The organism is Streptomyces telluris (assembly GCF_024519335.1).
GTDB lineage: Bacteria > Actinomycetota > Actinomycetes > Streptomycetales > Streptomycetaceae > Streptomyces > Streptomyces telluris.
In genome coordinates this window covers 1-26175 of record NZ_JANIID010000061.1, presented here as the reverse complement: position 1 = coordinate 26175, position 26175 = coordinate 1, and the positions used below count along the sequence as shown (strand labels likewise).

The window sequence follows — 26175 nt, the reverse complement described above, 5'->3', positions numbered from 1 at the left end:
GGGCGCGGGCCCGGCGCCGCCGCTCTCGCCCGGGGTGCGCGGCCGGCCGCCGCACCGCGGTGGTCAGCCGCGCGCCCGCAACCGCCGGTACGCCTCCAAGCCGTCCGGCACCCACTCCCACTCCCCGAGGCGCTCCTCCAGTTCCTCCTCGGAGAGGAACGCGTGCCAGGCGACCTCCTCCGCCTGAGGCCGCACCGGCGCCTCGCAGCGGACCTCGTACACCGCCGACCACCACGAGCCCCCCGGCCCCTCGTACAGGAACCGGAACAGCGGGTCCGGGGCCGGCAGGCCCCGGACGCCCAGTTCCTCCTCGGCCTCCCGCAGCGCCGCCTCGTCGTACGTCTCGCCCGCCCCGACGACCCCGCCCACGAACATGTCGTACCGCGAGGGAAAGATCAGCTTCCCGGGCGTGCGCCGGTGGACGAAGACGCGCCCCTCCGCGTCCCGGGCGAGGACGAACACGCAGCGGTGCCGCAGCCCCAGGGCGTACGACTCGCCGCGCGCGGCCTGCCCCACCACCCGGTCCTGCTCGTCGACGATGTCCAGCAGTTCGTCCGCCGGCAGCGGTGTCTGATCGCTCATGCCCCCATGAAACCAGCGTCAGTGCGGCTGGAGGTCGCGCACGCGGTCGAATTCGGAGCTGCCCGACGGCATGGCCGGGTGCCGCCCGATGAGCACGATGCCGGTCACGATGGCGGCCAGCCCGGCGGCCTCCCAGGCCAGCGCGGCGGGCGAGGTGTGCAGCCGGTCGCCGAGGAAGCCCACGCCGCAGGCGATCCCCGCGAGCGGCTGGGCGGCGGTCAGCGCGGGCAGGGACAGCCGCAGCGGCGCCGTCTCGAAGGCGCTCTGGACGAACACCAGCGCCGTCACGCCGAGGACGAGCACCCCGTACGGCTGCCAGCTCAGGAAGAACGCGGTCCAGCCGTGCTCGGAGAGCCGTTCGCCGCTGACGCGCGTGAGGGCGTCCTGGACGCCGTAGAGCAGCCCGGCGGCCACTCCCAGGAGCGGCGCCTCGACGCTCATCCGCACGCGCTTGGAGATCGCCGCCATCGCGAGCGCGCCGCCCAGCATCACCCCGATGACCAGCCAGTGCCGCAGCGGATCGGTGACGGTGGCGCCGCCGTGCGGCCGGCCCGCGAGGATGAACGCCGCGACGCCGCCGGCCAGCAGCCACAGCCCGCCCCAGCCCGTACGGCCCAGGGGCTGGCGGGTCTGCCGACGGGAGAGGGCCATGGCGAAGAGCAGGTTCGTCGCGAGCAGGGGTTCGACCAGCGACACCTCGCCCTGGTTCAGCGCGATCGCGCCGAGCACCATGCCGCACACCATCATCCCGATGCCGGCCCGCCAGCGCGGCATCCGGACCAGGTCGAGCAGCAGCCGCAGGGAGAGGAAGTCGCTCATCGGGGCCCGCTGCGCGGCGTTCTGCTGGAGGACGAAGCCGATGCCCAGGCAGCAGGCCGCGCTCACGGCGAAGGCGAAGACCAACACGTCGCGCACCTCAAGACCATTCGGTCGTCGGGGACTTGACAGAAAAACGATAGCCGCCTTGTGGGCGGTGTGACGGCCGGGTACCCCTCTTTCGGGCGGCCATCCCCTCCAACGGTCGACACCGCCCGGGAGTGCCCCGGGATCGTTCGAACTGCTGTTCTTCGGCAAGCTGTACCCATGGACGGGCCCATGGATGTATCCATGGCCCGGGCGTCACGGTCCGGAGGGAGTGAACGACGGTAACCGGAACTGACGGCTTGTGAGTTGATGACGTGTCAGAGCCAAGATCGGGTCTTGACTCGGAGCCGTGACTACCGCTTTGCTGTGCGTGACTGACATGGATGAATGCGGACGCCCCGACCCGGCGGCCGGAGGGGACGTACGCCGTGGAGGAAGCCCGCAGATGACGCCCCCGCCCCCCCTTGGGAAAGCGGCCCGGGCTGCCCGCTCCCGGAACAAGGACGGAGTGACCTTCGACCCTGCCCTCGACGACGCCGAACTGGCCACCGTCCGTGACGCCCTGGCGCGCGGCCGCTGGTCGGAGGCCCGCAACCTCCTCGCCGAGACCGGCGACGACTGGGACCGCCGCGGCCACCGCCTGGTCGTCCTCGCCGAAGGCCCCTCCAGCGTCGCCTGGGCCCGCGAGTGGCAGCTCGCCGAGCCCGACAGCCCGGACGCCGCCGCCCTCCTCGCCTGCGCCACCGTCTTCCGCGCCGTGAGCGGCAAGGACAGCCCCGAGGCGGCGCGCGCCGCCTGCCTGACGGCCGCCAGGATGGCCCCCGCCGACCCGTCCCCCTGGCTCGCCGTCCTCATCCTCGCCCGCCGCACCGGCACCGACGACGAGCGCGTCCGCGCCTTCGACCAGGTACGCGCCCGTCACCGCGACCACCACCACGCCCACCACCTCATGGCCGCGTGCCTGGCCGAGCACCAGAAGGGCGACCGCGACGACCCCCTGCACGAGGTCTACGACTTCGCCGCCTGGGCCGCCGAACAGGCCCCCGCGGACTCGCCCTTGGCCGTGCTGCCCGTCGTCGCCCACGCCGAGCGCTACCGCGTCCTCGCGCGCGCCGGCGTCGAGCCCGGCGACCCGGCCCGCTCCGGCCACTGGACCAGCCGCCGCGCCCGCCAGGTGATGAAGGCCGCCTTCGACTGGTGGCTCGAATGGGACGTCGACGACAACGCCGCCGGCAGCGCCCACCCCCGGCGCAAGGCCGACCTGAACTACCTCGCCCACGCCAAGCTCCACGAAGGCCGGCTCGCCGAGGCGGCCGCCCTCCTCACCCGCATCGGCCCGCACGCCACCCGCGCCCCCTGGTCCTACCCCGACCGGGACCCCGCGAAGGCCTTCCGGGCCGCGCGCCGCGCCGCCCTCGGCTCGGCCTGACCGGCCACCGGCCCGGCCGGCCCGACGCCGCCCGGCCGCGCGCATCCCCTACGATCACCCCCCGCTCACCCATGGGAAGGACCACCCCGCCATGACGACGGGCACGACGAGCGAGATCAGCACGTTCAAGGGGCAGGACAGACGCCTGCGCGCCGACCGCATAGGCCTCGCCGGTCTGCTCCTGTCGGTCGTCGCCGCCAGCGCGCCCCTGATGGTGACGGCGGGCGTCATGCCCACCACCTACGGGACGATGGCCATCGTCGGCCAGCCCCTGCTGTTCGTCATCCTCGGCGTGGTGCTGACCCTCTTCAGCTTCGGCTACGCCGAAATGAGCCGCCACGTCCACAACGCCGGCGCCTTCTACGCCTACATCGCCCGCGGCCTCGGCGGCACGGCCGGCGCCGCCGCCTCCGTCGTCGCCCTCGTCGCCTACAGCCCCATGCAGTTCGGCATCTACGGCATCTTCGGCTACGAGCTCTCCGGCCTGCTCGACAAGCACCTCGGCCTCGCCGTCGCCTGGTGGGTCCCCGCCCTCGCCGCCGTCCTCGTCGTCGGCGTCCTCGGCTGGCTGAAGATAGACCTCAGCGCCAAGGTGCTCGGCGTCCTGCTGCTCATCGAGTGCGTGATGGTCGTCGCCTTCGACTTCGCCGGCCTCGCCGACCCGGGCCCGCAGGGCGTCTCCCTCCACGCCTTCGACCCCGCCACCCTCGGCGGGGGCGGCCTCGGCACCGCCCTGTGCTTCACCATCGCGGCCTTCGTCGGCTTCGAACAGGCCGCCGTCTACGCCGAGGAGACCAGCCGCCCGAACGTCGTCGTCGCCCGCGTCACCTTCCTCGCCGTCGGCTTCGTCGCTCTCTTCTTCGCCCTGAGCTCCTGGGCTCTCAGCGTCGCCGCCGGCCCGGACTCCGTCGTCGGCCTCGCCCAGGAGAAGGGCCCGGACCTGCTCTTCGCCCTCACCGAGGAACGGCTCGGCAGCACCTTCACCACCGTCATGCACGTCTTCTACGTGACCGGCATGTTCGCCGCGATGCTCAGCTTCCACAACGTCGTCGCCCGCTACGCCTTCGCCATGGGCCGCGAGGGCCTGCTGCCCGCCGCCGTCGGCCGCACCTCCCGCGCGAGCGGCGCCCCGGCCCACGGCTCCCTGCTGCAGAGCGCCGTCTCGCTGATCGCCGTCCTCCTCTTCGCCGTGACCGACGGCGGCCCGCACGGCGACCCGACCGCACCCGTCCTGCGCCTGTTCACCTGGAGCGGCAACGTCGGCGCCCTCGGCATCATCGTGCTGATGGCCGCCGCGTCCGCCGCCGTCATCGCCTTCTTCATCCGGCGCGGCGCCGCGCGCACGCAGGCGCCGCGCCTGATCGCCTCCGGCGTCGCCGGGGCCGCCCTCGTCGTCATCGCCGTGTACGCGGTCAAGGACTTCGACGTCCTGCTCGGCGCCGACCCCGGATCGCCCCTGCGCTGGATCCTGCCGGGCACCATCGGCGCGGCCGTCCTCGCCGGCATCGGCTACGGCGTCGTCCTCAAGTACCTGCGCCCCGCGGTGCACGGCAGCATCGGCCTCGGCAACGAGGCGTTCCAGCTGGAGAAGGCGGCCTCGGCGGCCGGACCGCGCGGGGACTGACGAAGAGCGGGCGGACGGGGGAGCGGAAAGAGCAGGGGCGGGGAGAGGAACGTGAGGGGCAGCGGCTCGCGGGCCTACTCCTCCACGCCCTTCCCCACCCGCCGCGACACCGTGAACGCATACAGGTCCAGCACCCCGGGCGGCTCCGCCAGCCCCGGCCCGCCCGCCCGTATCCAGTCCGCCACGTCCGCGAGCACGTCGTCGTCGTTGACGAGCCCGAGCCACACGGGCCGCCCGCCGGCCGCCCGCCCCGCCGCCGACGGCTGCACGACCACCACGTTCGCCTGGTCGCACACGTCCAGGCACTCGGAGGCCCGCACCTGGGCGGCATCGCCCAACGCCTTCCGCAGCCGCGGGATCTGCCCGGCGTGGTCGACCCCCGGCACCTTCCGCGGATCGCCGCAGCAGCAGCCGCGGCAGACGGTGACACGGCAGGGGGCGGACGCGGTCGCCGGCTTCGGGCCGCGCGCATGGTTGGTGATCATCCGCCAGATGATACGCACGGGCCCCCGCGGCCCGGCCGCCGTGGGAGGAAGCCCCGCACGGCGTCCGGACGCGGACGGTTCAGGCCTTGCCGGACGGTACGTCCAGCTCGAAGTCGGGCAGCAGACGGATCTGCCGCTCGACGCCGTCGTCGCCGCCCAGTTCCGGATAGAACGCGGTCACCTCACGACACAGGGCGGCCAGGTCCTCCTGCGGCTTCCAGTACTGCCGGGCGGCGGCCTTTCCCTTCTTCTGACCGGCCTTCTTCGACTGGCTCCGGACCGTGAACGCGTGGTACTGGAAGGGCGGGCCCGCGTTCACGGTGCCCACGCTCCTGTCCTTGAGGTCGCCGTCCTGGAACGGCGTGCGCATCAGGAGATCGGCGATCGGGTACAGCACGCCCTGCATGGCGGCGATGAAGCCCCGCTCGTAGCCGTACCGCTCGTCCTGCCGGAACGGCTGGGTCCCGTCCACCGTTGTGCGGGTCTGATAGATCTTGTCGAGCAGCGCCAGCACGTAGCAGTAGGCCGCGTCGGAGAGGACCATGAGCTTCCGCACCGGGACGTCGTTGACCTGCTCGATCGTCGGGTTGTCGATGACCGGCCAGACGACCTCGGAGCTGTCGATCGTGTATTTCTCCTGCCCGTTGTCGTCCTTGACGGCACCGATGCCGTCCACTCCCTGCCGGATGCGGAGGAACTTGGTGTAGTGGGAGTCCTCCGTCCTCCGGAGCTCCCCGATCAGCGGGGGTGGGTAGATCGGGTCGATGTGGCCCCTGTCGTGCGGCGCGCCCTCGCCCTGCTCGACGATCACCTTCAGCGCGGCGAGCGCGGTCTTCTCGTCGGTGACCAGCAGCGGTTGCTGCGCGCCTCCGTTCTGGTTCCAGTAACCGCGGTGGTACTGGAGCTGCCACAGATTCCTGGCGGCGAGGTCCGCCCACTTGATCTGTTCGCCCCCCGCCGCCGGGGTGCTCAGATAGGTGATGCCGTCCTCGATGTACTTGTAGAACTCCCCGAGGGAGTGGTAGTCGACGATGTCGACCGCCTCGGTCTGCTTCTTCTCCGACTCCGGGAGTTCGACCTCCAAGAACGTCTGGACCTGCGCGCTGGACAGGCGCCGCAGGTTCAGCATCAGCTCGGGAATCCGGTGGGCCATCGGCGCCGGATACGTGGGCACCGACTCCTTCGCGTAGAGCCGGAGGTCGTCACCGCGGCCGATCGAGACCAGCACGTTCCGGGCGAGGGCCATGTGCTGCATCTCTTCGATGACCACGCCGATCAGGTCGCTCTGGGCCGGCTTCCCCAGAGCCCACTGCGAATAGCCGCGCGTCTTCACCGAGTACGCCGCGTACAGGTACATCGGCACGGTGGAGAGCTCCACGTACGCGGCGGCGCACAGGTGCGCACTCAGTTCGTCCAGCGTCTCGATCTTCCCGCTCCGGGGCTTCGTGACCGCGAGCCGCGGCGTGCTGTTCATGGCTCCTCCGTTCGGGGAAGGGGGGTCGGGCAGGTCACGAGCAGGTGCCGGGCCGTCCAGTCCGCCAGCCACGCGCGCGCCGTACCGGGCGGCGTTCCCTCCAGCGCCTCCTGCCGGGGGACCCCGCGCACCAGTGCGCCGAGAGCCCGGTGGGCGTCCGGGGCGAGCTCGTGGGCCACCACCGTGCAGTCGCGGCGGGCCAGTGCCAGGAAGGTCGCCTGCGGCTCCGGGGGCTCGGGGTCCTCGCCCCCGCGCACCGCCGCCACATAGAGGTGTACGGGGGCGCAGGTGCGCAGCAGCGTCAGTCCGGGGGCCGGGCAGGGCCCGGCGGAGGCGGTTCGGGCGGAGGCGGTTCGGGCGGGGGCGCCGGTCTCCTCCGGCCCCGGCCCGTCCAGGACCTCCGTGAACGCCCGCTCGTACCGCACCACGTCGATGAGCAGGTCGATCCACGCCTCGCGGGCGGCGCCGGGAGCGGTGTCCGGGCGCGTGCGCCGCAGGTGGCCGGCGAAGCCCGCGTCGAGACGGGCGAGGGTGGGGGAACGCGGCGGCCGGGCGTCCAGGTAGTCCAGCGCGAACTGGTCGAAGATCTCCTGGCCGAGCAGCCGGACGGCCCCCGGGTGCAGGCCGCGCATGGTGCCCAGCAGGCGCAGCCGGTAGCCGTTGCGGTAGACGCGCAGCCGTTCGCGCGCGGTGAGCCTGGAGGAGCCGGTGAAGATCTCCTCGGGAGCGCACGGGCCCGTTCCGTACGGGTCCAGGATCGCCGCCTGCATCCGCCGCTGCGCTTCCGCCAGCCCGTCCTCCGCGTCATCCGCCACCGGCCACCGCCCGCGCCGTGTCGAGCTCGGCCAGCAGCTCGGGGAAGGCCGGCAGGTTGTCGTCCCGCTCCAGGAGCGTCGGAACGCCGCCGCCCGTCAGCTCCACGGCCAGCCGGTACAGCTCCCACACCGGCTCGGCCACGGGGGCGTCGTGGGTGTCGACGATGTGACTGCCGTAGTGGGTGTGCCCGGCCAGGTGCATCTGGACCACGCGCTCGTGCGGCAGGGCGCGCAGGTACTCCACCGGGTCGAAGTCGTGGTTGAACGCGGAGACGTGGACGTTGTTGACGTCGAGCAGCAGTCCGCAGTCCGCCTCGCAGGCCGTGCGCGCCAGGAACTCCCACTCGGTGAGGGTGGAGGCGCGGAAGCCCACGTAGCTGCTGGGGTTCTCCAGCACGAGCGTGCGCTCCAGGACGTCCTGCACGGTGCGGACGCGCCGGACGACGTGGGCCAGCGACTCCTCGGTGAAGGGCAGCGGCAGCAGGTCGTGGGTGTTGAGACCCAGGACGCCGGTCCAGCAGAGGTGGTCGGACACCCACAGCGCGCCCACCTCGTCGGCGAGGCGCTTGAGCCGGCGCAGGTAGTCGTGGTCGAGCGGGTCCGTGCTGCCGATGGACAAGGACACGCCGTGCAGCACGAGGGGGTAGGCATCCGCGATCTCGTCCAGCACGCGGCGCCGGGCGCCCTGCGCGTACATGAAGTTCTCCGAGATGATCTCGAAGAATCCGACCGGCGGCCGGTGCGCGCGGATGTAGGGGAGGTGCGGGCTGCGCAGCCCGAGACCGAAGCCGGGACGTCCGGACGGGCCCGGCCGGGCGCCGGGCGGGTCGGGGGCCGTCACCGCCCGCCGCGCCTCCGTCACGCCCCCGCCCCCGGGCCGGGGACGTCGTGGGGGCCGTAGTCGTCGTATTGGGGCATGCAGTCGTCGTCGATGCCCTCGCCGGGCGACGGGCCGAATGCCTTGCCGGCCGCGTACATCCGGGCCTCGAAGAGCCTGCGTGCCTGCTTCCAGACGCTCCTGCCCTTCAGCGGGCCCGCGGAGAAGACGCGGCCCTTGTTGATCGGGCTGGCGCAGCTGCCGTTGTACCGGCACTCCTGCTCGCCGGGGTGGAACTGCGCGTAGTCGCCGCCGGCGTAGCCGCACCCGCCCTGTCCCCGGCACTCGCCCTCGCCGTGGCACACGTGCTGCACGGTCGCGCAGGCGCCGGTGCCCGCCATCGTGGCGTCGCCGCCGGCATCGAGCCCCTGGCAGGAGTTCAGGCCCATACAGACGTGGAGTTCTTTGGGGGGCGGGACGGGGTCGCGGTCCCGGTTCGCTTCGGCAGTCATGGCCACTCGCTCCTCTCGCTCACCGACGTGGTGGAGACGTGCGACCCCACACGGTGGCAGGGCGGACCGCGAGCGCGGGAGGGAGAGAACGGGCCATGCGGGACATCCGGCCACGGGCTCCGGACCGGGGCCCGGGCCCGGCCGGGACGAGGGGCCGGGAAAGCGACCGGAAAACGGCACGGGAAGCAGCCGGGAGGAAGCCGTGGGACGGCCGGGAAAAGCAATGAGGCCCCAGATGAACTGGAGCCTCAGCCTGTGTCCGAGGGGGGACTTGAACCCCCACGCCCGATAAAGGGCACTAGCACCTCAAGCTAGCGCGTCTGCCATTCCGCCACCCGGACTAGGTGTTTTCGTCTTCCGGGCCGCTGCCCTTCCGACGAGGAAAACAATACCAAAGATCTGGGGGTGCTCGATCACATGGCCGGTGGAGCGGATCCCGGCGGATGTGGCGGGCGGATGTCGGCAGCATTGCGGCCTTGGGCTGCGGCGGCCGGAGAGAGAGGATGGCGGAGGACCCACGCCGTGGGCCGCCCTCCCCGGGGCGGCCCACGGCAGCGAACCAGGAGGAGGCAGCGTGAGCGAGTCGAAGCCGGCCGGGGCCGGGGCGGGCAAGGGCGGCAGGGGCGGCGAGGAGGAGGTCGTCGACCTCTGCCGCGATCTGATCCGGATCGACACCAGCAACTACGGCGACCACTCCGGGCCGGGCGAGCGCGCCGCCGCCGAGTACGTGGCGGAGAAGCTCGCCGAGGTCGGGCTCGAACCGCAGATCTTCGAGTCCCACAAGGGGCGCGCCTCGACCGTGGCGCGGATCGAGGGCGAGGACCCCTCCCGGCCGGCGCTCCTCATCCACGGCCACACCGACGTCGTCCCGGCCAACGCCGCCGACTGGACCCACCACCCCTTCGCGGGCGAGATCGCGGACGGGTGCCTGTGGGGCCGCGGCGCGGTGGACATGAAGGACATGGACGCGATGACCCTCGCGGTCGTCCGCGACCGCATGCGCACGGGCCGCAAGCCCCCGCGCGACGTGGTGCTCGCCTTCCTCGCGGACGAGGAGGCCGGCGGCGTCTACGGCGCGCGCCACCTGGTGGACAAGCACCCCGGGCTCTTCGAGGGCGTGACCGAGGCGATCGGCGAGGTCGGCGGCTTCTCCTTCACGGTCAACGAGAACCTGCGGCTCTATCTGATCGAGACGGCCCAGAAGGGCATGCACTGGATGCGGCTCACGGTCGACGGCACCGCCGGCCACGGCTCGATGACCAACAAGGACAACGCGATCACCGAGCTGTGCGAGGCGGTCGGCCGGCTGGGGCGGCACGAGTTCCCGGTCCGGATGACCAAGACCGTGCGCTCCTTCCTCGACGAGCTCTCCGACGCACTCGGCACGCCGCTCGACCCCGAGGACATGGAGACGACGCTCGCCAAGCTCGGCGGCATCGCCAAGATGATCGGCACCACGCTCCGCAACACCGCCGCCCCGACCATGCTGGGCGCGGGCTACAAGGTCAACGTCATCCCGGGGCAGGCCACGGCGCACGTCGACGGAAGGTTTCTGCCGGGGTACGAGGAGGAGTTCCTCGCCGACCTCGACCGCATCCTCGGCCCGCGGGTCCGGCGCGAGGACGTGCACGCGGACAAGGCGCTGGAGACGAGCTTCGACGGCAGGCTCGTCGACGCCATGCAGTCGGCCCTGAAGGCGGAGGACCCGATCGCGCGCGCCGTGCCGTACATGCTCTCGGGCGGCACGGACGCGAAGTCCTTCGACGACCTGGGCATCCGGTGCTTCGGTTTCGCGCCGCTGCAGCTGCCGCCGGAGCTGGACTTCGCCGGCATGTTCCACGGCGTCGACGAACGAGTGCCCCTGGAGGGCCTGAAGTTCGGCGCACGTGTTCTCGACCGATTCCTCGATCAGTGCTGAGATCAGATCTAAACTCCGTAAATTTGTGCCGAGTTAACCGTAACGAGTGAATGATCTGAGGGTTGCGTAGCCCGATTACCTCCTCGTCGTTACAGGTGTGCGGTCCGCGGCTGGGACCGCATTGCCAACAAGGAGGAATCCATGATCAAGAAGGTCGTCGCTTCCGCGGCCGTTACCGGTGGTCTCGTGCTCGCGGGTGCTGGCCTGGCCGCTGCGGACTCCGGCGCCCAGGGGGCCGCCGTGAACTCGCCCGGCGTGGTCTCCGGCAACGTCATCCAGGCTCCGGTCCACGTCCCCGTGAATGTCTGCGGCAACTCGATCAACATCGTCGGGCTGCTCAACCCCACGTTCGGCAACACCTGCGTCAACGACTGACGTCGTGCCTCAACCCGTAAGGGTCTGACATGGGCGGCTCCGGAGTGACTTGCGTGCACTCCGGAGCCGCCCGGGCTTTCGATACGCAAGCATGTGGGCACTTTGTCCCTATTGCTGGCGTGTATCCGTATAGCGCAAGCAGAGAGGCAGGACTCATGCGACAGGTCACGAAGAAGGGCCTGATGACTGCAGCGGCGGCGAGTGGCGTACTCGCAGCCGTGACCGGCAGCTACGCCCAGGCGTCGTCCGGGGCCGGCGGCCACGCGTCGAACTCGCCCGGTGTGGCCTCGGGCAACACCATCCAGGTCCCGGTCCACGTGCCGGTGAACGCCTGCGGCAACACGGTGAACGTGATCGGGGCGCTCAACCCGGCCTCGGGCAACACCTGTGTCAACGGCGGACACCACGGTGGCGGTCACCACGGTGGCAAGGGCAACGGCGGCGGCAACCACGGGCACGGCGGTTCCGGTGCCCACGGCGCCAGCACCGACTCGCCCGGTGTGGCCTCGGGCAACACCATCCAGGTCCCGGTCCACGTGCCGGTCAACGCCTGCGGCAACAGCGTCAACGTCGTCGGCGTGGGCAACCACACCACGGGCAACAAGTGCGCCAACGTGGACGAGGGCGACGGTCACGGATGGCCGGGCCACCCGGGCCACCCGGGCAAGCCTGGTCACCCGGGCAAGCCCGGCCACCCCGGCGGGCACGACGGCACCCACAAGCCGCCGCACCACAACCCGCCCGGTGGGGACCACGGCCACAAGCCGCCGGCGGACCACTCGTCGGACCACCAGAAGCCGGGCGGTCACACCCCGGGCAAGGACAAGCCGGCCACCCACGTCTCCGCCGGGCACAAGCCCGCGCGGACGGACGCCGCGCACACCCCCGCCCCCGAGGTGAAGGCCGAGCACAAGGCGGCCCCCGCCGTCGCCGCGGCCACCGGCCCGGCGGCCAAGGCCGTCGAGCTCGCGCACACCGGCGCGGGCCAGCTGGGCATGGCCGGCGCCGCCAGCGCCGGTCTGCTGCTCGGCGGCGCGGTCATCTACCGCCGCGCGCGTGCCGGACAGAACTGACCCGGATCACCCGGAAGCGGTTCGCACAGCACGGAGCGGGTCCCGCGACGCGGGACCCGCTCCGTCTGCGTGTCACCAGGTGGCGCGCACCTGGCGGATGATCCTGCGGCGCAGCCGCACCTTGCGGCTGCCGTCGGGGTAGAGGCGAAGTCGGTCCAACTCCCAGTGTCCGTACTCGGCGTGGTCGGTCAGCAGGCGTGTGGCGGCACCCCGGGAGACCCCCCGCGGCACATACACATCACAGAATTCGTATTCCGGCATCGCATCTATTGTGCGGGAACGGGCCCTGTGCGGATAGCGTCTGCACTATGTCTGATGCTGCGCAGCCATCCGCTGCCGAGGTACGCGCCGCCGCCGAGGCGGTCAAAGCCGCTCTGGACCGCCACCTCGACGCCGTCGAACGCCGGTCGGGGGAGGACGACCCGGCCGTCTACGCCGCGTTCAACGAGCTGGCCGCGACAGCCGAGGCGTACGACGAGCTGCTCTACGACGCCTACGACGAGGTCACCCCCTTCGAGATCCCCGGGGACGACACCCTGCCCGCCTACGCGGGGCCGGAGGAGCCGAGCGCACTCAGCCTGCTGATCCGCCGGGACTACGCGGTGGTCGAGCCGCAGCGGCTCCTCGCCCAGGCCCAGCGCGTGGCCGACCTCGACCCCGACGTCGACGCGCCGGCCGGCCCCGCCGGTGCGGCCGCCGTGGGCAACGTGGGCGGCAGCGTGCACGCCGCGCTGGGGGTGATCTTCGGTGAGTACGAGCCGGACGAGATCGCCTCGCGGCACAAGGAATTCGGCCTGGAGGAAGGCGACTCCACGCTCTGGGTCACCGCATCGGACGAGCCCGCCGAGCCGGGGGAGTGGCTGTCGGCGCCCTTCGAGCAGGCCGACCCGCAGCGGGTGATCTGCCGTTTCGACGTCAGCGCGGTCTTCGACGAGGACCTGGACGGCGATGACGACGGCGATGACGACGACAGCGACGACGACGGCGACGACGGGATCGACGACGGGATCGACGACGACGTCATCGACGAGGATGCCCTGGAGGGAACTCCGGGGAGCGGGGCCGGCGGCGGCGCCCCGCACTCGCCGACGAAGGCCTGACCCGCTCCGGGCCCGGCGGACGCCCGGGCCCGGAACAGGGCGGTCTCACTCGGACGGGCGGTTGTGGGCCTGCAGCAGCGCCCGCAGCCGGGTCGTCCGCTCCTTGGCCGGGACCTCCGCGACGGCGCGGGGCAGCGCCTGGTCCACGCCGTGCACGACGGACAGGTGCCGCTCGGCCCGGCCGAACGCCGTATAGATCCACGAGCGCGTCAGCGTGGAGGCCGCGTCGCCCGGGAGGACGACCACGGCCGCCGGCCAGCGCGTGCCGGCCGCCTGGTGGGCGGTGACGGCCCAGCCGTGGCGCACGGTCTCGGCCACGCGCTCCCGCGGGACGAGGACGGACGAACCCCCGCAGTCCAGCCGGAGCCCCTCCGCCTCCGCTCCGGTCACCGTGCCGGGGAGCATCCGGCCCGGGGCTGGGACGTACGCCACCCGGTCTCCCGGGTCGAAGCCGCCGAACCGGCCGGGGCCGGGGTTCAGCCGCTCCTTCAGCGCCGCGTTGAGCGCGCGGGTGCCGGCGGGGCCGCCGTGGCCGGGGGTGATCACCTGGGTGTGCTCGGCGGGCACGCCGATGGCGCGCGGGATGGAATCCGCCACCAGCTGCACCGTGCGGTGCACCGCCTCGCCGGGATCGCGCACCGGGACGATCACGACCTCCTTGCCGGGGGCCGCCGGCTGCGACAGCTCGCCGATGCCGATGCCCGACACCAGCTCGCCGACCGGGCCCTCGTCCGGCGTGCGCGAGACGACCGCGGGGCAGACGCGGGCCGCCACCACGTCGGCGAACACCCGGCCCGGGCCCGCGGACCACAGCACGGCCGGGTCGCCGCTGAGCACCAGGCGGGTGCCGTCGGCGAGCGACTCCACGAGCATCGCGGCCGTCTCGACGTCGAGCCGGGGTGCGTCCAGGACGGCCAGCACGTCGAGGGCGAGGGCGCCGTCCTCGTCCCGGCCGGGGCCCTCCGCGCCGGACAGCAGACCGGCCACCGTGACCGCTTCCGGATCGCCCGCCGCGGCCAGGCGCCGGCGGCCGTCCTCGGTGTGCACGGCGGCGTACGCGCGCAGGCCCAGGGAGCGGGCCGCGGCCACGAGGGCGGCCGGCTCGGCGCGGGCCGCCTCGCCGCCGCTGTGCGTGACGAGGCCGGCGGACGCGGCGGCGCGGATCAGCTCGGCGGCGGACGGGGAGGGGGCGGCGGCCGCCGCGGGCTCCCACTCCTCGGGGCCTGCCGTGAAGGTGCTGATCAGCCGGGCCAGGCCGTCGGCGAGGCTCTCCTCGGCCATGGCGCAGCGGTCCAGGCCCAGGAGCAGCCGGACCGGGACCTCCTCGTCCTCGCCCTGAGGCGCGGGGGCGCCCGGCCCGGGCTCCACGGCCTCCTGGAACACCAGGACCGTGCCCTCGGCGATGGCGGACTGCAGGGCCTCGTCCGGATCCGGCACGGCGAGACGGGCCAGGGCGGCGCGCAGGGCCGGGGCCTCCAGGACGGTGTGCCCCTCCAGCGCGGCGCGCTCCAGCACCCGGACGGTCAGGGCCCGGGCCCGGCGCTCGTCACCGGGGCCCGCCTCCGGGCCCAGCAGGGCGCGGGCGAACCCGTCGGCCTGCTCGGGCCGCACGCCGGGGACGGCCAGCAGCTGCCAGGGATCCTCGCGCAGGGCCTCGGCGGCCTGCTCGCCCAGGGCTTCGGCGACCGGGACGGCCAGCGACTCGGGGGCGCCGCCGGCGGCGAGGACCTCGCGCACGCCGGCGAGGCCCTCCGCACCGATACGGGGGCCCGCGGCGGGGGCGGGCGCGGGGGCCGCCGGACGGGCCGGGCGCGCGGGCGCGGCCTTGCGGGCGGGGCGCGCGGGCTCGGTGAAGAACGACGCCGCGGAGCGCTCTCCGCTCTCCACGGCCCGCACGGCCGCGGCGAGCGCTTCGGCGACGGCGCTCTTGGGCGAGCCCGGAGCGGGGGCGGACTCCGCACCGGAGGCGGCCTCGGCGCCGCCGGACGAGGGCGTGGCGCCGGGCGGGGCGGTGGCGGCCTCGGCGTCAGGAGCGGGCGGGCCGTCGGGCGCAGCGTCCGGCTCCGCCCCGGAAGCGGCGGCGGTGTGCCCGGCCTGTGCGTCGTCGCCGGCCGCGGGGGAGTCCGGCGTCGGCTGCGCGGCCTGCTGCGCGTCGGAGGGCTCGGCGCTGCCGCGCGACGGAGAAGAGGGGTCTCCGCCGGGGGTCCGGGTGCCGCTCGGCGCGGGGTCGCCGGCGCGGCGATCGGTGCTCACAGGGTGCTCCAGTCCTGATCGGGATAGCGGTGCACGGGCGCCGACACATCGTCCAGCGCTCGGCAGATCTCGTCGGGAAGCGTAAGGCTCTCCACTGACAGCGTGGCCCTGAGCTGCTGCGCGGTGCGCGCGCCGACGATCGGGGCGACGACGCCGGGGCGGTCGCGGACCCAGGCGAGGGCGACCTTCAGGGCCGTGGTGGCGAGGCCGTCCGCGGCCGTGGCGACGGCGTCGACCACGCGGCCGGCGGTCTCGTCGAGGTAGGGGGCGACGAAGGGGGCCAGGTGCTCGGAGGCGCCCCGGGAGTCGGCGGGCGTCGCGTGGCGGTACTTGCCGGTGAGCACGCCGCGGCCCAGCGGGGAGGACGGCAGCACGCCGATCCCGAGGTCGAGCGCGGCGGGCAGCACCTCCCGCTCGATGCCGCGCTGCAGCAGGGAGTACTCCATCTGCGTGCCGGCCAGGCGCGTCCGCACACCGGGGGCGGCGAGCTGCCACGTGGCGGCCTTGGCGAGCTGCCAGCCGCAGAAGTTGGACACGCCGGCGTAGCGGGCGCGGCCGCTGGCGACGGCGATGTCGACGGCCTGCAGGGTCTCCTCGACGGGCGTGTGAGGGTCGAAGGCGTGGATCTGCCACAGGTCCACGTGGTCCGTGCCGAGCCGCTCCAGGGAGGCGTCGAGCGCGGAGAGCAGGTAGCCGCGCGAGCCGTCGAAGCGCCGGTCGGGGTCGGGGACGCTGCCGGACTTCGTCGCGATGACCAGGTCGCGGCGGGGCACGAGGTCCTCCATCAGCTGGCCGAGCAGGTACTCGGCGGCGCCGTCCGCGTACACGTCCGCGGTGTCGACCAGGGTGCCGCCGGCCTCCCAGAAGGTCTTCAGCTGCTCGGCCGCGCCGTTCTCGTCGGTGTCCCGGCCCCAGGTGAGCGTGCCGAGCCCGATCCGGGATACCCGCAGGCCCGTGCGGCCGAGATGCCTTAGTTCCATGAGCGCTGAGGTTACTGGCCGCGGCCCGCGCCGGGGCCGCCTGTGGACAACGCCCCGCGGCACCCCGTGGACCCCGCGCCGCGGACCCACTCCGGAGGGGGACGGCGGCCGGTCGGTGACGTACCCCGCGTCTGCGCGCTACAGTCCCCGCAAACAACGACGTTACTGATCGGTAAGGGGAGCCCGCCATGAGTGGAATGAGGCTGGGGATCAACCTCGGTTACTGGGGCGCCGGCATGGACGCCGACAACCTCGCCGTCGCCCGCGAGGCCGACCGGCTCGGCTACTCGGTCTGCTGGGCCGCCGAGGCCTACGGCTCCGACGCGGCCACCGTCCTGTCCTGGGTCGCCGCGCAGACCGAGCGCATCGACATCGGCTCGGGCATCTTCCAGATCCCCGCGCGCACGCCCACCATGACGGCGATGACCGCCGCGACCCTCGACTCGCTCTCCGGCGGCCGCTTCCGGCTCGGCCTCGGCGTCTCCGGCCCGCAGGTCTCCGAGGGCTGGTACGGCGTGCGGTTCGACAAGCCGCTCGCCCGCACCCGCGAGTACGTCGAGATCATCCGCAAGGCCATGTCCCGCGAGCGCCTCACCCACGAGGGCGAGAACTGGACCCTGCCGCTCCCCGGCGGCCCGGGCAAGCCCATCAAGCTCACCGTCCACCCCGTGCGCGAGCGCATCCCGCTGTACATCGCCGCCATCGGCCCGAAGAACCTGGAGCAGACCGGCGAGATCGCCGACGGCGCCCTCCTCGTCTTCTTCGCCCCCGAGCACGCCGAGGAGACCACGCTCGGCGCGCTGCGCGCCGGCCGCGCGAAGGCCGGCAAGGAACTGGAGGGCTTCGACGTCGTCCCGACCGTCCCCATGGCCGTGGGCGACGACGTCGACGGGCTGGCCGACCTCTTCCGCCCGTACACCGCGCTCTACGTCGGCGGCATGGGCAGCGCCAAGCAGAACTTCTACAACAAGCTCGCGCAGCGCATGGGCTACGAGAAGGCCGCCGCCGAGATCCAGGAGAAGTACCTCTCGGGCGACAAGGCGGGCGCCGCCGCGGCCGTCCCGCGCGACCTGATCGACTCCACCGCCCTCATCGGCTCCGTGGAGCGCATCGCCGACCGCATGCAGGCCTACGCCGCCGCGGGCGTGACCACCCTGTCGCTCGCCCCGGCGGGCTTCACCCTGGACGAGCGGATCGCCGGCCTGCGGGCGGGCGTCGAGGCCCTGGAGCGCGCCGGCCTGGCGTGACGGACGAGCGGAGCCGACGGCCGTGGTGGGGGCTCGGGGTGTCTTCCCCGCCACGGCCGGTACAGAGGACAACGCCCGTACGGGTGCGGGGTTACGCGCCGCGCACCGCCTTCGGTGTCGCGCATTCGGCCGAGCGGACGCCGCTCCCCGATTGCTGCTTCCCCGGCATGGCACTTGACTCGGGTTTCACGGGACATACCCGAAGTGCGCCGTGAACGGAGGTGTGTCCGTCATGCTCTCGGCCAGAAGCCTGTTCCAGGAGATCCTCGACGACGACGAGGCCTACCGGCTCTTCTGCTCCATCGCGGCCAGCGGTGAGACGCAGGGCGGCTGGGAGAACGCCCGGATCGCCGCCCTCGTCCCCGGGGAACAGCGGGCCCTCGCACCGAAGATCGCCCGGCACGGCGCCGACGAGGACAAGCACGGCCGCATCTTCGAGGCCCTGCTGCGCAGACGCGGCCTCGCCCCGGCCCCGGTGCCCGCCGGGACCGACTACACGATGCTCCTCGAACGCCGCGGCATCGGCCTGCCCCACGCCCTGCTCCGCGGCCAACGGCCGCTGACCGAGGAGGACATCGTCACCTACCTCGCGCACAGCCGCGTCACCGAACAGCGCGCCGCCGACCAGATGCGGATGCTCACCGCGCACTTCGGCGACCACCCCGAGGTCGGCAGGGCGCTCCGGATGATCGCCGCCGACGAGGCCAACCACCTCGCGTACTGCCACGAGGAGCTGCTGCGCCTGGCGCGCGCCGGGCACGGCCGGACCATCCGGGCGGTGCTGCGCGAGAGCGCCCGCGCCGAGATCCGCGTCTACCGGGACGTGAGCCTGGCCTTCATGGAGCGCATGGGCGCCCTCCTCGGCTGGTCCCGGCCGAAGGCCCTCGTGCTGTCGCTCGGCATCCGGGCGCTGCACCGCTACGAGCGGCTCGTCGGCTGGCGGCGGATGGTCACCCTGCGCATGCCGCGGCGCCGCAACGCGCTCGGCGGACCGGCGGAGACGGCACCGGAGTTCGCCTGACGCGGCGGGACGGGGCCGGAACGGTTTCCCCCGGCACGGTCTCCGCCGGTGCGCTGACAGGCCGGTGCGCCCTCACAGCCAGCCGCGCTGCTTGAACATCCGGTGCAGCCAGAACACCAGCACCGCCATCAGCACCACGACCACCGGATAGCCCCACGGCTGCCGCAGCTCCGGCATGTGGTCGAAGTTCATCCCGTAGACCCCGGCGATCATCGTCGGGACCGCGGCCATCGCCGCCCACGCCGAGATCTTGCGCATGTCGTCGTTCTGCTGGACGCCCATCTGCGCGAGGTGGGCGGACAGTATGTCCGACAGCAGCCGGTCCAGGCCCTCGACCGACTCGTTCGCCCGCATCAGGTGGTCGTTCACGTCGCGGAAGAAGGGCTGCGAGCGCTCCGGCACGAACGGCACGCCCGCGCCCGCCAGCCGCGCCATCGGGTCGGCCAGCGGCGCCGATGCCCGGCGGAACTCCAGCACCTGGCGCTTGAACGAGTAGATCCGCGAGGCGGTGTTGCGGGTGTCCCCGCCCAGCGGGGCGAACACCTCCGCCTCCAGCTCCTCCAGGTCCGCCTGGAGCTCGCCGGCCACCTCAATGTAGTGGTCCACGACCGCGTCGCACACCGCGTACAGCACCGACGTGGGCCCGTGCCGCAGCACCTCGCGCTCCTGCTCCAGCCGTTGCCGCACCTGGGCGAGCGGGCTGCCCTCGCCGTGCCGCACGGTCACGACGAAGGAGTCGCCGACGAACAGCATCAGCTCGCCCGTCGTGACGGTGTCCGCGTCGTCGTCGTACGTGACGGGTTTGAGCACCAGGAACAGCGAACCGTTGTAGATCTCCAGCTTGGGCCGCTGGTGGGCCTTGAGGGCGTCCTCCACCGCCAGCGGGTGCAGGTTGAACTCGCTGGTGATGAGGTCGAACTCCTTCTCCGTCGGCTCGTGCAGCCCGACCCACAGGAAGGAGTCCCCCGCGGCGCGCGCCTCGTCGAGGGCGTCGGAGAAGTCGGCGGGGCCCTCGGTGCGGCGCCCGTCGCGGTAGATGGCACAGTCCACGATCACGCAGGGCATTTTGCCGCTGATCGCGCCTTCACACACGACACCCGGCAGGAGCGGCGCGGAATCGCTCCGCCGGGCCGGACGGCCGCCCGCGGGCACGGGAATCAGCCGCGGGCACGGGATTAGGGTGGGCGCCATGCCCACGCTGATCCTGGTCCGGCACGGCCGGTCCACCGCCAACACCGGGGGAGTGCTCGCGGGACGGACCCCCGGCATCGCCCTGGACGAGCGCGGCACCGCCCAGGCCGCCGCCCTCCCGGACCGGCTCGCGCAGGTACCGCTCGCGGCGGCCGTCACGAGCCCCCTGCAGCGCTGCCACGAGACCCTGGCGCCCCTCCTGGCCGCCCGCCCCGGCCTGCCGCTGCACACCGACGAGCGCGTCGGCGAGTGCGACTACGGCGACTGGTCAGGCCGCACCATCGCCGAACTCACGGCCGAACCGCTCTGGGAGGTCGTCCAGCGCCACCCGTCCTCCGCGGCCTTCCCGGGCGGCGAGTCGGTCCGGGCCATGCAGGCCCGCGCCGTCGACGCCGTCCGCGACTGGAACGACCGGATGGAGGCCGCGCACGGGCACGACGCCTGCTACGTCGTGTGCACGCACGGCGACATCATCAAGGCGCTCGTCGCCGACGCCCTCGGCCTGCACCTGGACCTCTTCCAGCGCATCGCCGTCGACCCCTGCTCCGTCACGGCCATCCGCTACACCCGGCTGCGCCCCTTCCTGGTGCGCCTCGGGGACACCGGAGACCTGCGCGGCCTCGTGCCGCCCGGCGAGGCCCCCGCACAGGCGCGGAGCCCCGAGGCGGACGGCGTCGTGGGGGGCGGGGCGGGGGCACCGTGATCGCGCCGCGCAGTAGGGTGGTGGCGCGGCACAGTCCGCCTCTCCACCCTTGACCCGGCACCCGGAGAAGACCCGACCGCCCGAACCGCCCCGAACCAAATGGAGCAGGACGTTGTCCCGTCAGGTGTTCCTCTACGACCCGCCGGACCGTTTCGTCGCCGGTACGGTCGGGCTGCCTGGCCGCCGCACCTTCTTCCTCCAGGCCACCGCGGCCGGCCGCACCACGAGCGTCGCCCTGGAGAAGGCCCAGGTGGAAGCGCTCGCCGAGCGCATCGACGAACTGCTCGACGAGGTCGTCCGGCGCACCGGCGGCAGCGCCCCGGTGCCCGCCGTGGCCCCCGCCGAGCTCAGCGACACGGCCCCGCTGGAGACCCCCGTCGAGGAGGAGTTCCGCGTCGGCACCATGGCCCTGGCCTGGGACGGCGAGCACCAGCGCATGATCGTCGAGGCGCAGGCCCTCGTCGAGCTGGACGCCGACACCGACGAGGACCTCGCCGAGGCCGAGGAGCGCCTCCTGCAGGACGAGGCGAACGGCCCGCCGATGCTGCGCGTGCGGATCACCGGCACCATGGCCCGCGCCTTCGCCAAGCGCGCCCTGGAGGTCGTGAACGCCGGCCGCCCGCCCTGCCCGCTGTGCAGCCTGCCGCTCGACCCGGAAGGACACGTATGTCCGCGCCAGAACGGATACCGCCGCGGGGCGTGACGCCGGGGAGCGTGACCCCGCACGAACTGCTGGCCAAGGGCGAGCTGACGGTGCGCGGCCGGATCGCCGAGGCGTCCAACGCGGTGCTGTACTGCACGGTCGAGTACGCGGGCGTGAGCGCCGCCTGCGTCTACAAGCCCGTCGCGGGGGAGCAGCCCCTGTGGGACTTCCCCGACGGCACCCTCGCCCAGCGCGAGGTCGCCGCCTACGAGCTCTCCGAGGCCATGGGGTGGGGGCTCGTCCCGCCCACGGTGCTGCGTGACGGCCCCTACGGCCCGGGCATGTGCCAGATGTGGATCGACGCCCCCGAGGACGCGGAGGAGGGCGGTGAGCGGCTCCTGGCCCTGGTCGAGGGCGCGGAGCCGGGCCCGGGCTGGAAGGCCGTCGGCCTGGCCGACGTGGGCGGGGACCGCACCGCGCTGCTCGTGCACGCCGACGACGAACGGCTGCGGCGGCTGGCCGTCCTCGACGCGGTGATCAACAACGGCGACCGCAAGGGCGGCCACCTGCTGCCCGCCGCGGACGGCCGGCTGTACGCCATCGACCACGGTGTGACCTTCAACGCGGACGACAAGCTGCGGACGCTGCTCTGGGGCTGGGCGGGCGAACCGCTGACGGAGGAGGCGCTGGAGGCGCTGCGGCGGCTTTCGGCCAATCTGGCCGACGGGAGCCCCTTGGCCGGGCGGCTCGCCGAGCTGATCACGCCCGGGGAGATCGAGGCGCTGCGGGGGCGGGTGGCGGAGCTGTTGCGCACGGGGCGGCACCGCGAGCCGAGCGGGCAGTGGCCGGCCATCCCGTGGCCGCCGGTCTGAGTGCCGGCCGAAGCACATCTTTCGTGCTCGCCGCAAGAGCGCCTGTTCGGCCAACAGCCGGATCCGGTTCGTATCCGGAACATGCGTCCGGTTACGCTCGTGACATGCATGCCTGGCCCGCTTCTGAGGTTCCCGCCCTGCCCGGCAGTGGCCGCGACCTCCGGATCCACGACACCGCGACCGGCGGACGAGTCACTCTCGTCCCCGGCCCCGTCGCCCGTATCTACGTCTGCGGCATCACGCCGTACGACGCCACCCACATGGGACACGCGGCGACCTACAACGCGTTCGACCTCGTTCAGCGCGTGTGGCTCGACACCAAGCGGCAGGTTCACTACGTCCAGAACGTCACCGACATCGACGACCCGCTCCTCGAGCGCGCCGTCGCCAACGGTGACGACTGGACCGAGCTCGCCGAGCGCGAGACCGCCCTCTTCCGCGAGGACATGACCGCGCTGCGGATGCTCCCGCCGCAGCACTACATCGGTGCCGTCGAGTCGATACCGAAGATCGTTCCCCTGGTGGAGCGGCTGCGCGACGCCGGTGCCGCCTACGAGCTCGACGGCGACGTCTACTTCTCCGTCGAGTCCGACACGCACTTCGGCGCGATCTCCGGCCTGGACGCGGAGGCCATGCGCCTGCTGTCCGCCGAGCGCGGCGGCGACCCGGACCGCCCCGGCAAGAAGAACCCCCTGGACCCCATGCTGTGGATGGCCGCCCGCCCGGGCGAGCCCAGCTGGGACGGCGCCTCGCTCGGCCCCGGCCGCCCCGGCTGGCACATCGAGTGCGTCGCCATCGCCCTGGAGCACTTCGGCATGGGCTTCGACGTCCAGGGCGGCGGCTCCGACCTCGTCTTCCCGCACCACGAGATGGGTGCCTCGCACGCCCAGGTGCTCACCGGCGAGCACCCCTACGCCAAGACCTACGTCCACGCCGGCATGGTCGCGCTCCACGGCGAGAAGATGTCCAAATCCAAGGGCAACCTCGTCTTCGTCTCGGCCCTGCGCCGCGACGGCGTCGACCCGGCCGCGATCCGGCTCGCGCTCCTCGCGCACCACTACCGCGCCGACTGGGAGTGGACCGACGCCGTCCTGCACGAGGCCGTGGAGCGCCTCGGCCGCTGGCGCGCCGCCGTCTCGCGCCCCGACGGCCCGTCCGCCGACGCGCTGGTGGAGGAGATCCGCGAGGCCCTCGCGGACGACCTCGACTCGCCGAGCGCCCTCGCGGCCGTCGACCGCTGGGCCGCCGCCCAGGCCGCCGACGGCGGCACCGAGGAGGGCGCGCCCGGCGTCGTCTCCCGGGCCGTCGACGCGCTGCTGGGCGTCGCGCTCTGACGCGCTGACACCGCACACCTCACAGGGGGCGCTCTCCACCGGGAGCGCCCCCCTTCATTTGTGAAGATCTCCGCGTGTGCGGCGTGGTGCCCCGCGGGCTGTGCTTCCGTGAGCCGGTCGGCCGATCAGCCGGCCTCCGGGTCCCGTCGGAAGGACGACCGCCATGGCAGCTTCCCTCTCCCGCCGAAGACTCCTGGGCGCCGGTGCGGCGCTGGGGACGCTGGCCGCCGCCGGCCCCCTGGCCACGGCGGCCCGCGCGGAGCCGGCCGGAGGCCTGTGGCCCACCGACTTCCCCCTCCCTGACGGCTTCCGGCCCGAGGGCATCGCGACGGGCCCGGGCCCGTACGCCTGGTTCGGCTCGCTCGGCGGGGGCTCGCTCTACCGCGCGAGCCTGGCGACGGGCCGCGGCGAGATCGTCCCCACCGGGACGGACGCCATGTCCATCGGCATCAAGACCGACCGGCACGGCCGGGTCTTCATCGCGGGCGGGGCCTCGCGCCAGTTGCGCGTCGTCGACGGCTACAGCGGGCGGATCCTCGCCTCGTACGAGGTCGGCAGGCCCGCCACCGTGATCAACGACGTGGTGCTCACGCCCGGCGCCGCCTGGTTCACCGACTCGACCCAGTCCCAGCTCTACGGCCTGCCGCTCGGCCCGCGCGGCGAGCTGCCGGCCCCGCGCGACGTGGTGACCCTGCGGCTGAAGGGCGAGTGGACGGAGGCCCCCGCCGAGGGCTTCACCACCAACGGGCTGGAGCGCACCCCCGACGGCCGCGGGCTGCTGGTCATCAACGTCTACGCGAACGGCGGGAGCCTCTACCGCGTCGACCCCCGCAGCGGCGACGCACGCCGCGTCGACCTCGGCGGGGCGAAGCTCCCCGACGGGGACGGCGCCCTGCTGCTCGGCCGCACGCTCTACGTCGTCCAGCAGATCCAGAACGCCGTGGACGTCTTCCACATGGACGCCACGGGCCTGCGCGGCACGGTGGTCACCCGGATCACGGACCCGCGGTTCCGGATCCCGACGACGGTCGCCGCGTACGGCAACCGCCTCTACCTGCCCAACTCCCGCTTCACGGAGCCGCCGACGCCGACGACGGACTACAACGTGGTGGCGGTGCGGCAGGTGCACTGAGGAGGCGGGCCCCCGCGGCCCCGCCTCCGCGGCCCCCGCGTGCCCCTCAGGCGGGCAGCACCGGCGGCCGGCCCTGCGTCCAGGCGATGCGCAGGGCCAGCCGCCGGAAGCGCCAGGCGCCGTCGGCGCTCCGGACGGCCTCGGCCTCGCAGTGCCCGCCGGAGACGAAGAGCCGTTCCCCTCGCGCCCCGCCGTCCCCCTCCGGGCCGCCGTCCTCCTTCAGGACGTGGGTGCTCAGCTGGTTCCAGCGCAGTGCGGCGCGGTCGCCGTCCAGCTCGACGTCGAGGTTCGTCCCGAAGTGCACCGTCCGCTCGAAGAGCGCCATGGCCCCACCGGTGGACGACAGCTGGGCGTCGATCCCCTCGTACACGCCGACGGGCGTCTCGCTCCACGCGTCGTCGGTGAAGAAGGTGCGGGCCCACGCGGCGTCGAACGGGCCCTCGTCGAGCGAGCGGAGGTAGCGGGTGACGAGGCGTTCGACGGCGGCGCGGTCGGTGAGGGCGCGGAGCTGTTCGTGCATCTGGTTCAGGTCCATGACCAAAGCCTCTGTCCTCAACCAAGCTTGAGGTCAAGCCCCGTGAGAAAGGGAACGGGCACGCACCGTCGCGCGGTGCGTGCCCGTTCCCTTCGACCCCTGCGGTCTGCGCTCAGCGCGCGTTGAAGTACTTCGCCTCCGGGTGGTGGATGACGATGGCGTCGGTGGACTGTTCGGGGTGGAGCTGGAATTCCTCGGAGAGGTGGACGCCGATCCGTTCCGGCTGGAGGAGGTCGGCGATTTTGGCGCGGTCTTCGAGGTTGGGGCAGGCTCCGTAGCCGAGGGAGAAGCGGGCGCCGCGGTACTTGAGGGCGAACATGTCTTCTACGTCGTCGGGGTCTTCGCTGGCGAAGCCGAGTTCGGCGCGGACGCGGGCGTGCCAGTATTCGGCGAGGGCTTCGGCGAGCTGGACGGACAGGCCGTGGAGTTCGAGGTAGTCGCGGTAGGCGTCGGCGGCGAACAGTTCGGCCGTTGCCTCGCCGATGCGGGAGCCGACGGTGACGACCTGCAGGCCCACGACATCGCGCTCGCCTGACTCCTCGGGCCGGAAGTAGTCCGCCAGGCACAGCCGCCGCCCGCGCCGCTGCCTCGGGAACGTGAAGCGGGTGCGCTCGCTCCCGTCCTCGTTGAGGAGGATCAGGTCGTCGCCCTTGCTCACGCACGGGAAGTAGCCGTAGACGACGGCCGCTTCCAGCAGGTTGTCGGTGTGGAGCTTCTCCAGCCAGCCGCGCAGGCGCGGGCGGCCTTCGGTCTCCACGAGCTCTTCGTAGGTGGGGCCGCCGGCGCGGGCCTGCTTCAGGCCCCACTGGCCCTTGAACAGGGCGCCTTCGTCGAGCCAGGACGCGTAGTCCTTCAGCCCGATCCCCTTGATCACCCGCGTGCCCCAGAACGGCGGCTCCGGCACCCGGTTATCGATCGCGACGTCCGAGCGGACGGAGCCCTCCGGCTCCTCCACCTCCAGCACCGCGGTCGCCGCCCGCTTCGCCACCCGCCGCTGCTTCAGCTCCGGCAGCACCGCCCCCGGCACCCCCCGCTTCACCGCGATCAACGCGTCCATCAGCCGCAGACCCTCGAAGGCATCACGCGCATAACGCACTTCACCCTCGTAGATCTCATGCAGATCCTGCTCCACATACGCCCGGGTGAGCGCCGCGCCGCCGAGGATCACCGGGTACTGCGCGGCCAGCTTGCGCTGG

Annotated in this window: 26 protein-coding genes and 1 tRNA gene; 13 read left to right on the top strand and 14 right to left on the bottom strand. The window is 73.2% G+C overall.

Translation table 11 applies throughout. The features are described 5' to 3' along the window. Positions 1–63 precede the first annotated feature (63 nt). Positions 64–582, bottom strand: coding sequence for an NUDIX domain-containing protein (locus NQU55_RS35235; RefSeq protein ID WP_168094668.1), 519 nt, complete (start codon positions 580–582; stop codon positions 64–66). An 18-nt stretch (positions 583–600) separates the two neighbouring features. Further along, positions 601–1488, bottom strand: a complete 888-nt coding sequence (locus tag NQU55_RS35230; RefSeq protein ID WP_256791800.1) for a DMT family transporter — start codon at positions 1486–1488, stop codon at positions 601–603. A 403-nt stretch (positions 1489–1891) separates the two neighbouring features. Between NQU55_RS35230 and NQU55_RS35225 the strand changes: the two genes are divergently transcribed. Then, a complete protein-coding gene (locus NQU55_RS35225; protein WP_168094667.1) occupies positions 1892–2875 on the top strand; it encodes a hypothetical protein in 984 nt (327 codons plus the stop codon). A 91-nt stretch (positions 2876–2966) separates the two neighbouring features. Continuing rightward, a complete protein-coding gene (locus tag NQU55_RS35220; RefSeq protein ID WP_168094666.1) occupies positions 2967–4499 on the top strand; it encodes an APC family permease in 1533 nt (510 codons plus the stop codon). A 74-nt stretch (positions 4500–4573) separates the two neighbouring features. Here the strand turns inward: NQU55_RS35220 and NQU55_RS35215 are convergent, their stop codons facing one another. The 6 genes from NQU55_RS35215 to NQU55_RS35190 form a co-directional block, all read right to left on the bottom strand. Beyond that, the gene (locus tag NQU55_RS35215) at positions 4574–4984 is read right to left on the bottom strand and encodes a (2Fe-2S) ferredoxin domain-containing protein (RefSeq protein WP_168094665.1); all 411 of its coding nucleotides are present in this window, start codon (positions 4982–4984) and stop codon (positions 4574–4576) included. Positions 4985–5063: 79 nt separating this feature from the next. Then, positions 5064–6458, bottom strand: a complete 1395-nt coding sequence (locus tag NQU55_RS35210) for a ferritin-like domain-containing protein (RefSeq protein ID WP_168094664.1) — start codon at positions 6456–6458, stop codon at positions 5064–5066. After that, positions 6455–7273: an HvfC/BufC family peptide modification chaperone gene (locus NQU55_RS35205; RefSeq protein WP_168094663.1), complete on the bottom strand. Its 819-nt coding sequence runs from the start codon at positions 7271–7273 to the stop codon at positions 6455–6457. The genes NQU55_RS35210 and NQU55_RS35205 overlap by 4 nt, the downstream gene beginning before the upstream one ends. Further along, entirely contained in the window at positions 7263–8135 is an 873-nt protein-coding gene (bufB, locus tag NQU55_RS35200; RefSeq protein ID WP_206329725.1) for an MNIO family bufferin maturase, read from the bottom strand. Before bufB ends, NQU55_RS35205 begins: the two co-directional genes overlap by 11 nt. Further along, on the bottom strand, positions 8132–8602 hold the full coding sequence (locus NQU55_RS35195; protein ID WP_168094662.1) for a hypothetical protein: 471 nt from the start codon (positions 8600–8602) through the stop codon (positions 8132–8134). The genes bufB and NQU55_RS35195 overlap by 4 nt, the downstream gene beginning before the upstream one ends. Positions 8603–8858: 256 nt before the next feature. Then, positions 8859–8943, bottom strand: a tRNA-Leu gene (locus NQU55_RS35190). A gap of 233 nt (positions 8944–9176) precedes the next feature. Between NQU55_RS35190 and NQU55_RS35185 the strand changes: the two genes are divergently transcribed. The 3 genes from NQU55_RS35185 to NQU55_RS36695 all read left to right on the top strand — a co-directional run bounded on the left by NQU55_RS35185 (position 9177) and on the right by NQU55_RS36695 (position 11968). After that, positions 9177–10520 (top strand): M20/M25/M40 family metallo-hydrolase, encoded by a 1344-nt coding sequence (locus NQU55_RS35185; RefSeq protein WP_168093167.1) that lies wholly within the window; start codon positions 9177–9179, stop codon positions 10518–10520. Between the two features lie 141 nt (positions 10521–10661). Then, entirely contained in the window at positions 10662–10895 is a 234-nt protein-coding gene (locus tag NQU55_RS35180; RefSeq protein ID WP_168093166.1) for a chaplin, read from the top strand. Between the two features lie 182 nt (positions 10896–11077). After that, positions 11078–11968 (top strand): chaplin, encoded by an 891-nt coding sequence (locus tag NQU55_RS36695; RefSeq protein WP_308402309.1) that lies wholly within the window; start codon positions 11078–11080, stop codon positions 11966–11968. Between the two features lie 72 nt (positions 11969–12040). Here the strand turns inward: NQU55_RS36695 and NQU55_RS35165 are convergent, their stop codons facing one another. Then, positions 12041–12229, bottom strand: a complete 189-nt coding sequence (locus tag NQU55_RS35165) for a DUF5703 family protein (RefSeq protein WP_058045136.1) — start codon at positions 12227–12229, stop codon at positions 12041–12043. A 47-nt stretch (positions 12230–12276) separates the two neighbouring features. Between NQU55_RS35165 and NQU55_RS35160 the strand changes: the two genes are divergently transcribed. Further along, entirely contained in the window at positions 12277–13068 is a 792-nt protein-coding gene (locus tag NQU55_RS35160; RefSeq protein WP_168093164.1) for a hypothetical protein, read from the top strand. A gap of 45 nt (positions 13069–13113) precedes the next feature. On the opposite strand, the gene NQU55_RS35155 is transcribed toward NQU55_RS35160, so the two are convergent. Continuing rightward, positions 13114–15321, bottom strand: coding sequence for a helix-hairpin-helix domain-containing protein (locus tag NQU55_RS35155; RefSeq protein ID WP_256791799.1), 2208 nt, complete (start codon positions 15319–15321; stop codon positions 13114–13116). Next, positions 15318–16301 (bottom strand): aldo/keto reductase, encoded by a 984-nt coding sequence (locus NQU55_RS35150; RefSeq protein WP_168093163.1) that lies wholly within the window; start codon positions 16299–16301, stop codon positions 15318–15320. Before NQU55_RS35150 ends, NQU55_RS35155 begins: the two co-directional genes overlap by 4 nt. Before the next feature lie 197 nt (positions 16302–16498). Between NQU55_RS35150 and NQU55_RS35145 the strand changes: the two genes are divergently transcribed. Then, positions 16499–17548 carry an LLM class F420-dependent oxidoreductase gene (locus NQU55_RS35145; protein WP_168093168.1) on the top strand — a complete coding sequence of 350 codons (1050 nt, stop codon included), beginning with the start codon at positions 16499–16501 and terminating at the stop codon, positions 17546–17548. 232 nt (positions 17549–17780) lie between these two features. Further along, on the top strand, positions 17781–18569 hold the full coding sequence (locus NQU55_RS35140; RefSeq protein ID WP_168093162.1) for a ferritin-like domain-containing protein: 789 nt from the start codon (positions 17781–17783) through the stop codon (positions 18567–18569). 72 nt (positions 18570–18641) lie between these two features. Here NQU55_RS35140 and corA read toward each other — a convergent pair whose 3' ends face one another. Beyond that, positions 18642–19634 (bottom strand): magnesium/cobalt transporter CorA, encoded by a 993-nt coding sequence (gene corA / locus NQU55_RS35135; protein ID WP_168093161.1) that lies wholly within the window; start codon positions 19632–19634, stop codon positions 18642–18644. 124 nt (positions 19635–19758) lie between these two features. On the opposite strand from corA, the gene NQU55_RS35130 reads away from it, so the two are divergent. From NQU55_RS35130 to NQU55_RS35110, 5 genes are all read left to right on the top strand, one after another. Further along, positions 19759–20463 carry a histidine phosphatase family protein gene (locus tag NQU55_RS35130; protein ID WP_168093160.1) on the top strand — a complete coding sequence of 235 codons (705 nt, stop codon included), beginning with the start codon at positions 19759–19761 and terminating at the stop codon, positions 20461–20463. A gap of 112 nt (positions 20464–20575) precedes the next feature. Further along, the gene (locus NQU55_RS35125; RefSeq protein ID WP_168093159.1) at positions 20576–21166 is read left to right on the top strand and encodes a DUF3090 domain-containing protein; all 591 of its coding nucleotides are present in this window, start codon (positions 20576–20578) and stop codon (positions 21164–21166) included. Then, positions 21130–21978, top strand: a complete 849-nt coding sequence (locus NQU55_RS35120; protein ID WP_168093158.1) for an SCO1664 family protein — start codon at positions 21130–21132, stop codon at positions 21976–21978. The genes NQU55_RS35125 and NQU55_RS35120 overlap by 37 nt, the downstream gene beginning before the upstream one ends. 104 nt (positions 21979–22082) lie before the next feature. Then, a complete protein-coding gene (gene mshC, locus NQU55_RS35115; protein WP_168093157.1) occupies positions 22083–23312 on the top strand; it encodes a cysteine--1-D-myo-inosityl 2-amino-2-deoxy-alpha-D-glucopyranoside ligase in 1230 nt (409 codons plus the stop codon). Positions 23313–23475: 163 nt separating this feature from the next. Next, positions 23476–24444: an NHL repeat-containing protein gene (locus tag NQU55_RS35110; RefSeq protein ID WP_168093156.1), complete on the top strand. Its 969-nt coding sequence runs from the start codon at positions 23476–23478 to the stop codon at positions 24442–24444. A 46-nt stretch (positions 24445–24490) separates the two neighbouring features. Here NQU55_RS35110 and NQU55_RS35105 read toward each other — a convergent pair whose 3' ends face one another. After that, complete coding sequence (locus NQU55_RS35105; protein ID WP_168093155.1) at positions 24491–24979, bottom strand: nuclear transport factor 2 family protein; 489 nt, start codon at positions 24977–24979, stop codon at positions 24491–24493. 112 nt (positions 24980–25091) lie between these two features. After that, the coding region (locus NQU55_RS35100) for a vitamin B12 dependent-methionine synthase activation domain-containing protein (RefSeq protein ID WP_284702702.1) at positions 25092–26175 on the bottom strand (1084 nt) is incomplete at its 5' end.